Annotated in this window: 12 protein-coding genes; 8 read left to right on the top strand and 4 right to left on the bottom strand. The window is 66.2% G+C overall.

Features of this window, described 5'->3' with window-relative positions:
- The first annotated feature begins 7 nt into the window (after positions 1-7).
- Both frdC and frdD read left to right on the top strand, forming a co-directional pair.
- Positions 8-397, top strand: a complete 390-nt coding sequence (gene frdC / locus AN401_RS03950; RefSeq protein WP_096778589.1) for a fumarate reductase subunit FrdC — start codon at positions 8-10, stop codon at positions 395-397.
- A 168-nt stretch (positions 398-565) separates the two neighbouring features.
- The gene (frdD, locus tag AN401_RS03945; protein ID WP_096778588.1) at positions 566-934 is read left to right on the top strand and encodes a fumarate reductase subunit FrdD; all 369 of its coding nucleotides are present in this window, start codon (positions 566-568) and stop codon (positions 932-934) included.
- A gap of 5 nt (positions 935-939) precedes the next feature.
- Here frdD and yfbV read toward each other — a convergent pair whose 3' ends face one another.
- Positions 940-1,380, bottom strand: a complete 441-nt coding sequence (gene yfbV / locus AN401_RS03940) for a terminus macrodomain insulation protein YfbV (protein WP_094040737.1) — start codon at positions 1,378-1,380, stop codon at positions 940-942.
- 280 nt (positions 1,381-1,660) lie between these two features.
- Here yfbV and AN401_RS03935 point away from each other — a divergent pair, with 280 nt between their 5' ends.
- The 5 genes from AN401_RS03935 to AN401_RS03915 all read left to right on the top strand — a co-directional run bounded on the left by AN401_RS03935 (position 1,661) and on the right by AN401_RS03915 (position 9,506).
- Positions 1,661-2,863, top strand: coding sequence for an acetate kinase (locus AN401_RS03935; RefSeq protein WP_094040738.1), 1,203 nt, complete (start codon positions 1,661-1,663; stop codon positions 2,861-2,863).
- A 9-nt stretch (positions 2,864-2,872) separates the two neighbouring features.
- The gene (pta, locus tag AN401_RS03930; protein WP_094040739.1) at positions 2,873-5,038 is read left to right on the top strand and encodes a phosphate acetyltransferase; all 2,166 of its coding nucleotides are present in this window, start codon (positions 2,873-2,875) and stop codon (positions 5,036-5,038) included.
- 133 nt (positions 5,039-5,171) lie between these two features.
- Positions 5,172-5,672 (top strand): thiol peroxidase, encoded by a 501-nt coding sequence (gene tpx, locus AN401_RS03925; protein WP_094040740.1) that lies wholly within the window; start codon positions 5,172-5,174, stop codon positions 5,670-5,672.
- A gap of 248 nt (positions 5,673-5,920) precedes the next feature.
- The gene (locus AN401_RS03920) at positions 5,921-6,829 is read left to right on the top strand and encodes a TIGR01777 family oxidoreductase (protein ID WP_096778587.1); all 909 of its coding nucleotides are present in this window, start codon (positions 5,921-5,923) and stop codon (positions 6,827-6,829) included.
- Positions 6,830-6,854: 25 nt separating this feature from the next.
- The gene (locus AN401_RS03915) at positions 6,855-9,506 is read left to right on the top strand and encodes a bifunctional diguanylate cyclase/phosphodiesterase (RefSeq protein ID WP_096778586.1); all 2,652 of its coding nucleotides are present in this window, start codon (positions 6,855-6,857) and stop codon (positions 9,504-9,506) included.
- On the opposite strand, the gene AN401_RS03910 is transcribed toward AN401_RS03915, so the two are convergent.
- Positions 9,503-11,941 (bottom strand): ABC transporter permease, encoded by a 2,439-nt coding sequence (locus AN401_RS03910; protein ID WP_096778585.1) that lies wholly within the window; start codon positions 11,939-11,941, stop codon positions 9,503-9,505. The genes AN401_RS03915 and AN401_RS03910 overlap by 4 nt on opposite strands.
- Entirely contained in the window at positions 11,928-12,617 is a 690-nt protein-coding gene (locus AN401_RS03905) for an ABC transporter ATP-binding protein (protein ID WP_094041168.1), read from the bottom strand. Before AN401_RS03905 ends, AN401_RS03910 begins: the two co-directional genes overlap by 14 nt.
- Here AN401_RS03905 and AN401_RS03900 point away from each other — a divergent pair.
- The gene (locus AN401_RS03900) at positions 12,616-13,218 is read left to right on the top strand and encodes an arylesterase (protein ID WP_094041169.1); all 603 of its coding nucleotides are present in this window, start codon (positions 12,616-12,618) and stop codon (positions 13,216-13,218) included. The two genes, AN401_RS03905 and AN401_RS03900, sit on opposite strands and share 2 nt — an antisense overlap.
- On the opposite strand, the gene AN401_RS03895 is transcribed toward AN401_RS03900, so the two are convergent.
- Positions 13,215-13,886, bottom strand: coding sequence for a DNA-3-methyladenine glycosylase I (locus tag AN401_RS03895; RefSeq protein WP_096778584.1), 672 nt, complete (start codon positions 13,884-13,886; stop codon positions 13,215-13,217). The genes AN401_RS03900 and AN401_RS03895 overlap by 4 nt on opposite strands.
- Positions 13,887-13,907: the final 21 nt, after the last annotated feature.

The following is a 13,907-nucleotide window of genomic DNA, read 5'->3' as shown; positions in this document are numbered from 1 at the left end:
GAAAACCATGAGTGTCCGCAAACCCTATATCCGGGAGATGAAGGCCGACTGGTGGCTCAAGAAGCGACCTTACCGCTTCTACATGCTGCGGGAAGCCACAGTGCTGCCGCTGACCTTCTTCAGCCTCTGCCTGCTGGCCGGGCTGTGGAGCCTGGGCCGGGGCCCCGAAGCCTGGGCAGGCTGGCTGGCCTTTATGGCCAGCCCCCTGGTGATAGTGCTGAATCTGCTGGCCCTGGCCGGCAGCCTGTTCCACGCCGCCACCTTCTTTCTGATGATGCCCCAGGTGATGCCGGTGAAGATCAGGGGCGAACGGCTGCCGGCGGTGAAGGTGGCGGCGGCGCAATGGGCGCTGACCGCCGCCATCAGCCTGTTCTGCCTGCTGTGGTTTTTAAGCTAAATACCGCTTCTTAAAAGTAAATTCATTATCGGCAGCGACCGGGTGCTGCTAAGCAGACCCTTCGCGCCAGGGATGGCGCGGCGGAGCCCCCAGGGATGGGTTTACGGCGTGTCTGTGTGCAGCACACGGTCGATGTGGCCTGATTAGGACAACGACTTAGGAGTCGATATGAAACCCATCCATCCCCATCCCCGCCGCTCGGAAGAGCCCATCTGGTGGAGCCTGTTCGGCGCCGGCGGCAGCTGGTTCGCCATGATCACCCCCATTACCGTGCTGCTGGTGGGCGTACTGGTGCCGCTGCGGCTGCTGAGTCCGGAATACCTGGCCTTCGAGCGCGTTTACGGCTTCGCCACCGGTTGGATCGGCGCCCTGTTCATCCTGGGCTCCATCATACTGCCCCTGTGGCACGCCATGCACCGCCTCCACCACGGCACCCACGATCTGCGGCTGAACCTGGGGGTCATGGGCAAGGTGCTCTGCTACGGCTTCGCCGCCCTGGTGTCGCTGCTGGCCGTTATCCTGGTGCTGGGGCTGTAGCCGGCTTAAATATCGTTGATAAAGGACTTGTCCAGCTGTTTGAAGGCCAGGTTGAGGGTTTCCCCCAGCTCGTAGTAGCGGGGGCGGGATACCGGCTCCTTGACCGGGATGCCGGCGGCGGCGATCTTCTCATGCAATTGCCAGTACCAGTTGACCAGGGCCGGCGGCAACAGGGTATCGGCCCGTTTGCCGAGCCAGTACAGCCCCTGCAGCGGCAGGCTGGCCAGAAACATCACCGAGGCCACCACGCTGGGCCAGTACTGGGGCGCGCCGAACTGGAACTGGAGCAGCAGGCTCAGGGTCACCAGCGCCGGCATGGTACGCATGCCCACGCTGGTGGCGGCGATCACCCGGTATTCCGGAAACAAAGGCGCCAGCCGCCGCTCCCTGGGCCAGATCCCCAGATAGGCCTTGCCTCTATGCAGGGTAGTGGTGAAAACGCCCATGATACCTCCCGGGGCCGACAGCGCCATTTTGTTGGTAAGTTACAGTTCATCAATGCAGATCAAAAAACCGCTCTAATATTCTGTTATTTTATGACAAAAACAGGGTATTATCGCCCCCTAAAAATTACCGGTACCCCCGGTACCGTCAGGGATGGTAACGGCGTTATTCCCGCTTGGGAATGCGTCTAACCTTAAGGATAGAGTTTAACCGACATTTATTGCCCGGAAATCGCCTCCGGACAGCAAGATTTTCGTAACCCCTGACGAAAAGGTTCCATACATGACTAGCAAGCTGGTACTCGTCCTCAACTGCGGCAGCTCCTCGCTCAAATTCGCCATCCTCGACGCCGAAACCGGCGATGAACGCCTCTCCGGCCTGGCCGAGTGTTTCTACCTGCCCGAAGCCCGCATCAAGTGGAAACTCGACGGCGAAAAGGGCAACGCCGAGCTGGGCGCCGGTGCCGCCCACCAGCAGGCCCTGGACTTTATCGTAACGAGCCTGCTCAACCCCAACCCCGAGCTGCTGCAGGGCCTGGTGGCCGTGGGCCACCGGGTGGTGCACGGCGGCGAACAGTTTACCCATTCGGTGCTGATCGACGAGACGGTGATCAAGGGCATCGAAGACTGCGCCAGCCTGGCCCCCCTGCACAATCCGGCCCACCTGGTGGGCATCGCCTCGGCGCGCAAGTCCTTCCCCGCCCTGCCCCAGGTGGCGGTGTTCGACACCGCCTTCCACCAGACCATGCCCGAGCAGGCCTACCTCTACGCCATTCCCTACCGGCTGTACCGGGAACACGGCATCCGCCGCTACGGCATGCACGGCACCAGCCACTATTTCATCGCCCAGGAAAGCGCCCGCCTGCTGGACAAGCCGGTATCCGAGCTGAACATCATCAGTTGCCACCTGGGCAACGGCGCCTCGGTCTGCGCCATCAAGAACGGCGAGTCGGTGGACACCTCCATGGGCCTGACCCCGCTCGAGGGGCTGGTGATGGGCACCCGCAGCGGCGATATCGACCCGGCCATCATCTTCCACCTGCACGACGTGCTGGGCTACAGCACCGACCGCATCAACACCCTGCTGACCAAGGAGTCCGGCCTGCTGGGCCTGACCGAGAACACCAGCGACTGCCGCTTCGCCGAAGACAACTACCACAGCCTGCCGGAAGCCAAGCGGGCCCTGGATATCTTCTGCTATCGCCTGGCCAAGTACATCGCCGGCTATACCTGTGCCCTCGACGGCCGCCTGGACGGCATCGTCTTCACCGGCGGCATCGGCGAAAACTCCGCCCTGGTGCGGGAACTGACCCTGTCCTACCTGGGGCTGCTCGGCTTCAAACTGGACGCGGACGCCAACCTGGCTGCCCGTTTCGGCAAGGCCGGCCGCATCACCGCCGAGGGCAGCACCCCCGCCTGGGTGTTGCCGACCAACGAGGAATGGGTGATCGCCCAGGACGCCCTGGCCCTCAGCCGTCAACAGTAAGGGGATATCATGGCCAGAACCATAATGCTCATTCCCGTCAGCAGCGGTGTCGGCGCGACCTCGGTCAGCCTCGGCATGGTGCGCGCCATGGAGCGCAACGGGGTCAATATCAGCTTCTTCAAGCCGGTGTCCCAGCCGCGCTCCCGGCGCAAGGGGCAGGATCATTCCACCGCGGTGATCGCCAACGCCTCCAACCTCACGCCGCCGGAGCCCTTCGCCCTGAGCTACGCCGAGAGCATGATCTCCGCCGGCAACCTGGACGTGCTGCTGGAAGAAATCGTCGCCCGCTATGAAAAGCACGTGAAGGACAGCGGCGCCGAGGTGGTGGTGGTCGAGGGCCTGATCCCCACCGACAAGCAACCCTTCGCCAACCGTATCAACTACGACGTGGCCAAGGCGCTGGACGCGGACATGGTGTTCATCACCCAGCCCGGCAGCGACAGCAGCCAGCAGTTGAAAGAGCGGCTGGAGCTGGCCTGTGCCAACTTCGGCGGCGTGGTCAACAAGCGCATCGTCGGCTGCATCATCAACAAGGTGGGTGCACCGGTCGATGAGCAGGGCAACACCCGCCCCGATCTCACCGAGATGTTCAATCCCCACACCAAGGGCGAGGTGTCCCCCAACCTGGAGGTGCTGCAGGTGTTCGGCAAGACCCCGCTGCGCATCCTCGGCTGCATTCCCTGGAACACCCCGCTGGTGGCGCCGCGGGCGGTGGACCTGGCCCGCCACCTCAACGCCGTCGTCATCCACGAGGGCGAGCTGAACAGCCGCCGGCTGCAGAGCGTGACCTTCTGCGCCCGCGCCATCCACAACATGGTGGAACACTTCCGTCCGGGCAGCCTGCTGGTGGCCTCCGGCGACCGTTCCGACGTCATCGTTTCGGTCTGCCTGGCGGCCATGAACGGGGTCAAGATCGGCGCCCTGCTGCTCACCGGCAGCTACCATCCCGAGCCGCAGATCATGGCCCTGTGCCAGCGCGCCATCGAAACCGGGCTGCCGATCCTGATGGTCAATACCAACACCTGGCAGACCGCGGTCAGCCTGCAGCACTTCAACCTGGAGATACCGGTGGACGATCTCGGCCGGATCGAGCTGGTGCAGGACTACGTGGCCGGCCATATCGACAAGCACTGGATCGAATCGCTCAGCGCCAAGTCGGCCCGCAGCCGCCGCCTGAGCCCGCCCGCCTTCCGCTACCAGCTCACCGAGCTGGCCCGCCGCGCCGCCAAGCGCATCGTGCTGCCGGAAGGCGAGGAGCCGCGCACCATCAAGGCCGCCGCCATCTGCGCCGAGCGGGGCATTGCCCGGCCGGTGCTGCTCGGCAACCACGACGCCATCATGCGGGTGGCCGCCCAGCAGGGCGTGGTGCTGGATGAAAAGGTGGAAATCGTGGATCCGGTGCAGGTACGCGGCAACTATGTGGAGCGCCTGGTGGAGCTGCGCAAGTCCAAGGGCATCACCGAGGTGGTGGCCCAGGAGCAGCTCGAGGACAACGTGGTGCTGGGCACCATGATGCTGGAGCGCAACGAGGTGGACGGCCTGGTGTCCGGCGCCATCCACACCACCGCCAACACCATCCGCCCGCCGTTGCAGATCATCAAGACCGCCCCCGGCAGCTCGCTGGTGTCCTCGGTGTTCTTTATGCTGCTGCCGGATCAGGTGCTGGTGTACGGCGACTGTGCCATCAACCCGGATCCCACCGCCGAACAGCTGGCGGAGATCGCCATCCAGTCCGCCGAGTCGGCCCAGGCCTTCGGCATAGAGCCACGGGTGGCGATGATCTCCTACTCCACCGGCACCTCCGGTACCGGCGCCGACGTGGACAAGGTGCGCGAGGCCACCCGCATCGCCAAGGAGAAGCGCCCGGATCTGGTGATCGACGGCCCGCTGCAGTACGACGCCGCCATCATGGAGAACGTGGCCAAGTCCAAGGCCCCCAACTCGCCGGTGGCGGGCAAGGCGACGGTGTTCATCTTCCCGGATCTGAACACCGGCAACACCACCTACAAGGCGGTACAGCGCTCGGCCGAACTGGTGTCCATCGGCCCCATGCTGCAGGGCATGCGCAAGCCGGTGAACGACCTGTCCCGGGGCGCCCTGGTCGACGACATCGTCTACACCATCGCCCTCACCGCCATCCAGGCGGCCCAGCAGGCGGCCAAGGCCCACGGCTAAACCGCTCTTCACGCCGCCCTCCCCGGGCGGCGTTTTCATTTGTCCGTGCCGGCGAGTCCAGCAAAAATAAAAACCTTTTCCTTATCGTGAAAACTGGTAACTTAGCCTTAACTTTCACAGAAGGAGAAAAACCATGTCCGCAGTGACCTTCCAGGGCAATCCCGTGGCCGTGTCCGGCCAGTTCCCCCAGGCCGGCCAGGCCGCTCCCGACTTCATCCTGACCGGTGCCGATCTCACCGATATCCGCCTGGCCGACTTCAAGGGCCAGAAGCTGCTGCTCAACATCTTCCCCAGCATCGATACCGGCGTCTGCGCCACCAGCGTGCGCAAGTTCAACGAGAAAGCCGCCACCCTGGCCAACACCAAGGTGCTGTGCGTGTCCATGGATCTGCCCTTTGCCGCCAGCCGCTTCTGCGCCGCCGAAGGCATCGAGAACGTGCAGGTGGCCTCCGCCTTCCGTCACCCCGAGTTCCTGAAGGCCTATGGCGTGGCCCTGAGCGACGGCGCCCTGCGCGGCCTGTCCGCCCGTGCCGTGGTGTGCATCGACGAGCAGGGCCAGGTGGTGCACGCCGAGCGCGTGGCCGAGCTGACCGAGGAGCCCGGCTACGAGGCGGCCATCGCGGCCCTGTCCTGATCCTGCCGGATCCCTGCCCGTTCCGTTTTTTGTTTTAATATCAAGAAACTAGCGGCTATCCCCGGGGTAATCTACAGACTTACTCACAGTTTGTGTGGATAACCCCGGGTATTTTCCTCGCTGCCCGCCCCCTTATCCCCCGAGTCTCTTCCCCGGCAGAAGTCGTGGGGAATATCCTTAAGTCTCTGTTATCCTGATGGGATACTATCCCTGAGAGCCACATCGTCACGGGCGCAAGGAGCAGGACCATGAAGATATTGATCACCGGCGGAACCGGCTTTATCGGTCATCGCCTGATGAGCCACCTGCGGACACACCACCAGATCACCGTGTTGAGCCGCTCACCCAACAAGGTGTACCAGCGCCTGGGCCACGATGTCGAGGCCCTGGCCTCGCTGCAGGAGCTGGACAACCTCGACGCCTTCGACGCGGTGATCAACCTGGCCGGCGAACCCATCGCCGACAAGCGCTGGAGCCCGGCCCAGAAGGACATCATCTGCCAGAGTCGCTGGCAGATCACCCGGCAACTGGTGGACAAGCTCAAGGCCGGCAGCCGCCCTCCACGGGTGCTGATCAGCGGCTCGGCGGTGGGCTATTACGGCCGCCAGGGAGACGCCCTGGTGGACGAAGACTCCCATCCCCATCCCGAGTTCAGCCACGAGGTGTGCGCCCGCTGGGAAGAACTGGCCATGGCCGCTGCCAGCGAGCAGACCCGGGTCTGCCTGATCCGCCTGGGCGTGGTGCTGGGCGCCGAGGGCGGCGCCTTGCGAAAGATGCTGCCCAGCTACCGGTTGGGACTCGGCGGCCCCATCGGCTCCGGCAAGCAGTATCTGTCCTGGATCCATATCGAGGATGTGGTGAACCTGCTCCTGTTCCTGCTGGAGCACGAGGAATGCAGCGGCGCCTTCAACGCCACCGCCCCCGAGCCGGTCACCAACGAGCTGTTCAGCCGCACCCTGGCCCGGGTGCTGGGCAAGCCCCATTTCGCCCGTGTTCCGGCCTGGGCAATGCGGCTGCTGTTCGGCGAAATGGCGGAGCTGCTGCTGACCGGGCAAAGGGTGATGCCGGTGCGATTGCAACAGGCGGGGTTTCATTTTCGTTATCCCACCCTGGACAAGGCCCTGAAAGAAACCCTGGGTGGCAAGCGCAACGCCTGAACACCCGAGCATTAAAGGAAGAGAGATGCCCCCACCCCGGAGCCGCCTGCCCAATGCCGCCCTCGCGCTGGTCGTACTGACCTTTCTGTTCAGCCTGCTGCTCGGCTCGAGCCTGGTCTGGCGGCACTCCAGCCAGGAGGCGAACCAGCAGAAGCTCGCCGCCATCGATATCGCCCGCTTCCATATCAACAGCCTGCAGGTGCAGCTGGAGCGAAACCTGTCCTCGGCCTATGCCCTGGCCGCCCTGGTCAAGCAGGGCGGGGGCGAGATCCGGAATTTCGACGCGGTGGCCGGGCAACTGCTGCCCTACTACCCCCAGGTCAAGGCCCTGGCGCTGTCGCCGGACGGCATCATCCGCCACACCTATCCGCTGGCCGGCAACGAGGGGTCGCTCGGGCTCAACCAGTTGACCCACCCGCTCCAGGGACCGGAGGCGGAACTGGCCCGGGACTCGCGCCGCCTGACCCTGACCGGGCCGGTCGAGCTGGCCCAGGGCGGTGTCGGGCTGATCGGCCGACTGCCGGTATTTATGGACGACGCAAGCGACGACTTTTGGGGCTTCGTCAGCGTGGTGATACTGCTGCCGGACCTGCTGGCCGATACCGATCTGCAGGCGCTGGAGCAACGGGGCTACGCCTTCGAACTCTGGCGCCAGCTCGCCACCGCCACGGGCAGCATGCACCGCCAGATCATCGCCGGTTCAGCCCTTCCCCTGCCCGATGATGCCATGACCGAGTCCCTGCGCCTGCCCAACGGTCACTGGCAGCTCAGCCTGGCCCTGCCGGGGGGCTGGCGCGATACCCAGAGCCTGGCCCGGCACCTGCTGGCCGCCCTGGTATTCAGCCTGATGCTGGCCTTTCTGGTGTACCTGCTGGCGAAAACCCGCTGGCAGGCCAGCCGGCTGGAGCAGGAAGTGGCGGCCCGCACCCGGGAGATCTCCGCGGCCAGAAACCAGCTCGAGGCCAACCTGGCCCGCCAGCAGTCGCTGATCACCGCCTCCAACACCGGCGCCTGGGAATACGACAGCCGCAGTGGCGAACTGCACTGCAGCAAGGAATATTTCTCCATGCTGGGCCTCGACAAGCACGACTACGAACAACGCCATGGCAACGCACTGCTGCCGGCATGGGAGGCGTTACTGCACCCGGATGACAGGGTAGAGGCCAGGCAGGCCTTCGCCGACCATCTGGCCCGTGCCGACGACAGCCTGTATCAAAGCCAGTTCCGCATGCGCCACGCCAACGGCGGCTGGGTATGGATACTGTCCCGGGGCAGGACCCTGCGGGATCCCCAGGGCAAGCCGGGGCCGCTCACCGTGGGTACCCATATCGACATCACCGAGCAGATCAAGGACAAGGAGCAGATCCACTTCCTCGCCCACTTCGATCCCCTCACCGGCCTGCCCAACCGCAGCCTGCTGGTCGACCGCACCCGCCAGGCGATCCAGATGGCCCGGCGCGAGCAGGGTTCCCTGGCCCTGCTGTTCCTGGATCTGGACAGGTTCAAGAGCATCAACGACTCCCTCGGCCACAAGGTCGGCGACAAGCTGCTGGTTCAGGTGGCGGAGCGCCTCCGGCAGTTCTGCCGGGAAGAGGACACCATTTCCCGCTTCGGCGGCGACGAGTTCATCCTGGTGTTGCCGCTGACCGATGCCGACGGCGCCGTCCACTTCGCCCAACGGCTGCTGACGGTGATGACGGAGCCCTTTCGTATCAGCAAACACGATATCCGGCTGTCGGTTTCACTCGGCATCGCCCTCTATCCCGATGACGGGCTGAACTTCAACGAACTGTACCACCACGCCGACATCGCCATGTACCAGGCCAAGGAGGCGGGGCGCAACGGCTACCGCTTCTTTACCGCCGAGATGCAGCGCCGCTACAGCCGCATGCTGTTGCTGGAGAACGGCCTGCGCCAGGCCATGGAGCGGCAACAGCTGCGGCTGCTGTACCAGCCCCAGTTCAGCCTGGACGAAGGGCGCCTGATCGGTTTCGAGGCCCTGCTGCGCTGGCAGCATCCCGAGCTCGGCATGGTGTCGCCGGCGGAGTTCATCCCCCTGGCGGAGAAAAACGGCTTTATCGTGCCCTTGGGTGAATGGGTGCTGGCCAGCGCCCTGCAGCAGCAGGCCAGCTGGCGGCGGCAGGGTCTGCCCGTGGTACGGGTGGGCGTCAATGTCTCGGCGGTGCAATTCCATCACCCCGGCCTGTGCGAGCGGATCCAGGCCCAACTGGCGGACAGTGGCCTCCCCCCCGCCCTGCTGGAGCTGGAGCTGACCGAAAGCGTGATGATGGACAACCCCGAGCGGGCGGTGGAGGTGATGGGGCAGCTGCACCGGCTGGGGCTGCAACTGGCGCTGGACGACTTCGGTACCGGCTACTCGTCGCTCAGCTACCTGAAGCGCTTCCGCCTGGCCCGGCTGAAGATCGATCAGGGCTTCGTCCGGGATCTGCTGGACGACGAGGAAGACAGGGCCATTGTCGGCGCCATCATCAGCCTGGCCCGCAACCTGGGGCTGCAGACCATCGCCGAGGGGGTGGAGCACGCCAGCCAGCTCGCCCTGCTACGGCAGATGGGCTGCGACCAGGCCCAGGGCTACCACCTGGGCCGGCCACTGGAAGCGGAGCAGGCCGGTGCCCTGCTGGCCTCGCAGGTCCCGGTAGCGGAGTCCAGCGGCTAACCCAGCCCCTGGGCCAGCTGGCGCAGGCGCTCGCCCAGGGGGCCGCGCACTATGCCGCCGGCACGGCCGGTAAGCAGCAGCAGGACCGCCCCCAGCAGCGGCAGGCCGAACCAGATACGGGGGTGGGGCTGCCAGGGCAAGTCCAGCCACCAGGGCAAGAGCACCGCCACGCACAGCTCCACCGCCAGCGCCGCCGCCAGCCCCGCCGCCAACCCCGCCGCCAGCCATTCCCAGCGCAGCGAGGCCGTGATCAGCCGCTCGCCGGCGCCCAGGGTGCGCAGCAGCACCAGCTCCCGCCGGCGGCTTTCCAGGGTGGTCTCCACCTGGGCCAGCAGCACCAGCAGGCTGGCGCCGGTCACCAGCGCCATGATCACCAGCAAGGCCTGGCTGACCTGGGCCAGCACCTGGCGCAGTTGATCGAGCAGGGCCTCCACATCGAACACCGTGATGGTGGGGAAGGCACGGATCAGCTCCACCTCCAGGGCCCGCTGTTCCGGCGGCAGGTAAAAACTCGCCAGCCAGGTGGCCGGGTAATCCGCCAGCACGTCGGGGCTGAAGATAAGATAAAAGTTGGGCTTCATGCTGTCCCAGTCCACCTGGCGGATGTTGCGTACCTCGGCCGACACCTGCTGGCCGGCCAGATCCAGGGTCAGCCGGTCGCCAATCGACAGCGCCAACCGTTCGGCCAGGCCCGACTCCACCGACACCCCGCCGGGGGCGGCCGACCACTGGCCGCGCAGGAGGCGGTTGCCCTCGGGCAACTGCTCGCCAAAGGTCAGATTGAGCTCCCGTCCCAGCCCGCCACCCCGCTCGCTGTCCACATCCGGCGCCGCCGGGACACCGTTGATCTCGGTCAGACGGCCGCGCACTATGGGGTAGAACAGGGAAGTATCCAGCCCGGCCTGGTACAGCCGCGCCCGGATGGGCTCCCGCTCCTCGGTGGCGATATTGATCAGGAAGCGGTTGGGGGTATCCGGCGGCAGCCGGGCCAGAAAACCGTCCACCAGCTCGCCGCGCACCACCCACAGCAGGGTGCCGAGAAAGAGCGCCAGGGCCACGCCGCCGAACTGCACCAGGGTCGCCAGCCGCGCCCGTTGCAGCCGGCTGACCGCCAGCCGGAAGGCGATGCCGCCGCCGCTGCGGCGGGCCAGGGCCAGCAGCAGCCAGCACAGGCCGCCGAGCAGCCCTCCCAGGGCCACCAGCCCCAGCAGCAGCCCCACCGCCAGCCCCGGGCTGCCGGCGAACAGCCAGCTCAGACCGAAGGTGCCCGCCAGCAGTATGCCGGCGCTCCACCACGGAGAGATGCGGGCCTCGGCCTCATTGCGCAGCACCCGCAGGGGCGGCACCCGCAACAGCCGCAGCAGGGGCACCACCGACAGCATCAGGGTGGTGAGCAGCGCCAGCCCCGCCGCCACCGCGAAGGGCATGATGGACGGCGGCGGCAGCGGGATGTCGAGCACCTCCCCCAGGCTCAGCAGGATAAGCTTGTGCAGGCCGTAGCCCGTCAGGGCACCCAGGCCGGCCCCCAGCAGCAGCAGACCGGCCAGCAGCCGGCCGAGCCAGGCCAGCAGTTGCCGGCGCCCCGCGCCCAGGGTCTTGAGCAGGGCGATGCGATCCTGCTCCCGGCGGGAGAAATAGCCGAGGGCGATGGCCATGGCCAGGATGCCGAGCAGCACCCCGGTGAGCGACGCCAGCCGGAAGAACTGCTCGGCCCGGCCGATGGAGCGGGCCACCGGGGTATCGGCGTCGTCCGGGCCGCGCCAGCGCTGGCCCTGCTGCAGCTGCGGCCGCAGCCAGTCGGCATAGGCCTGCAGCCCGGCCTCATCGCCCCGGAACAGGTAGCGGTAACGGGCCCGGCTGCCCTCCATAAAGATGCCGGTGGCGGCCACGTCGTCCAGGTGGATCAGCGCGCGCGGCGCCAGCAGGAAGGGCGAGAAGCCCTCGTCCGGCTCCTTCACCAGTTCTCCCGCCACCTCGAGCTCGATATTGCCGAGTTCGACCTTGTCGCCTGGTTGCAGTTGTAGCAGCGCCAGGAGGCGGGCGGACAGCCAGATGGTGCCCGGCCGTACCCGGCCGGCGGGGCTCAACTGGAGTTCACCGTAAAACGGAAAGGCGTCGTCCACCGCCCGGACGCTGGCCAATTGCAGCTCGTCGTTGGCAAACAGCACACTCTGGAACGACTGGGTACGGGACACTCCCAGTCCCCGCCCTTCCGCCTCCCGCAGCCAGTCTTCCCGGGCCGCCCGGCTGCCGGTAAGGATACGATCGGCGGCGATATAGTCCCGCCCCGACACCTTGAGCGCGCTGTTGAGGCGGTCCGCCACCAGGCTCACGCTGAGAATGCTGGCCACGCACAGGGCCAGGGCCAGCACAAACAGCCGGAGCGGCCCCCGCCCCGCCTCGCGCCAGATCAGGCGCCAGCTAAGACTCTGCATGCTGCTCCTCCAGGCGACCGGCACTCATCAGCAGGCGCCGCTCGCAACGGCCGGCCAGGGCCTCGTCGTGGGTGACGATCACCAGGGTGGTGCCGTGCTCCCGGTTCAGGCGGAACAGCAGCTCGATGATCTGGGCACCGGTATGGTGATCCAGGTTGCCGGTGGGCTCGTCCGCCAGCAGTATGTCCGGCTCGGTCATAAAGGCGCGGGCGATGGCCACCCGCTGCTGCTCGCCGCCGGACAGCTGGCTGGGAAAGTGGCGCACCCGCTCGGCCAGTCCGACCTGTGCCAGCAGCTGCAACGCCCGTTCCCGGCACTGGCTGCGGCCCTGCAGCTCGGCGGGCAGCATGACGTTTTCCAGGGCGGTGAGGGTGGGCAGCAGCAGGAAGGACTGAAACACGAAACCGATATGCCGTGCCCTGAGCAAGGCCCGCTGCTCTTCGTCCAGGGCGGCCAGGGACTGGCCGCGGATCTCGATGTCGCCCTCGCTGGCGATGTCCAGGCCGGCCAGCAGCCCGAGCAGGGTGGACTTGCCGGAGCCGGACGCCCCCACCAGGGCCAGGCTCTGCCCGGGCTTGACTTCCAGCCCTATCCCCTGAAGGATGGTCAGTGATGTGTCGCCCAGACCGACCCTGTGGGTCAGGCCGGCCACCCTGATGATCGGAGAAGTTGTCATGCCTCGTATCCTTTTGACGATACTGCTGTTGGTGTCATCCGTCGCCCATGCTAACACCGTTCTGATCCTCGGCGACAGCCTGAGCGCCGGTTACCGGATGAATGCCGACCAGGCCTGGCCCCGGCTGCTGGCCGAGCAATGGCGCCGGGAGGGGCGCAATGTGGAAGTGGTAAACGCCAGCGTCAGCGGCGATACCACCCAGGGCGGCCTGCAACGGCTGCCGCCCCTGCTGGAACGCCACCAGCCCAGCCTGGTGGTGCTGGAGCTGGGCGGCAACGACGGCCTGCGCGGGCTGCCGCCCCCGCTTATCGAGCGCAACCTCGACACCATGATAGCGCTCGCCGACCGGGCCGGCGCCCGGGTGGTGCTGACCGAAATTCGCCTGCCCCCCAACTACGGCCGCCGCTACCTGGAGCAGTTCGAGGGCATCTTCGACAAGCTGGCCAAACGGCACGAACTGCCGCTGCTGCCCTTCTTCGTGGCCCCGCTGCTCAATGAGCACGGCATGATGATGGACGACGGCATCCACCCCACCGCCGAGGCCCAGCCGCTGATCGCCCGCCAGGTGCACGCCTTCCTGACCCCCTACCTGGAGCCCTAACCGAGGGAGCAGGCCAGGGTCTTGCTGATCTCGCCGAAGCCGAACCCGCTCTGGCGGCGCCACTCGTTGAAGGCCGCCTGGGCCTGCTGCATGCCCTTGCGACTGCCTAACCCTGCGTCGACCACCCGGTGGTTGATCAGGTAGGCGGTGACGTCGGGGGTAAAGATAAAGGTGTCCACCCCCAGACGGCGCAGGCCATAGGCGGCGATATTGCCGCCCAGCAAGCGACCATGGCGTTTGATCTCCTGCCAGAGTCCCACCCGGTCCGCCTCGGGCCAGTTGGCCACGAAGGCGCCGAAGCCGCCGTGGGGCTTCCCCAGTTCCAGCACCATGCGGGCATTGACCGGCACGGCGGCAATTTTCTTCGCATGGCGCACTATGGCGGCGTCGTTGTTGAGCCGTTCCAGGTGATGCTCGTCGAGCAGCAGCATCTTCTCCGGCGCGAAGCCGAAAAAGGCCCGCTCGAAATCGGGCCACTTCTGGCGGATCACCTCCCAGACGAAGCCGGACTGGAACAGGCTCATGGTGAAGGAAGACAGCCAGCGGTCGTCGGGAATGGCCGCCAGTTGGTCGGGGGTGCAGCGCGGGGTGGCGATACGCTGCCGGAGCGCGGCCTCGCCGCCGTGGCGGGCGCAGGCCCGGGCAAAGATATCGGCGAACGCCTCCATAAAACCAGCCTCGTTTGAGTT

The organism is Zobellella denitrificans, from assembly GCF_002407485.1.
Classification (GTDB): Bacteria; Pseudomonadota; Gammaproteobacteria; order Enterobacterales; family Aeromonadaceae; genus Oceanimonas; species Oceanimonas denitrificans.
This window is presented reverse-complemented; position numbering and strand designations above follow the sequence as displayed.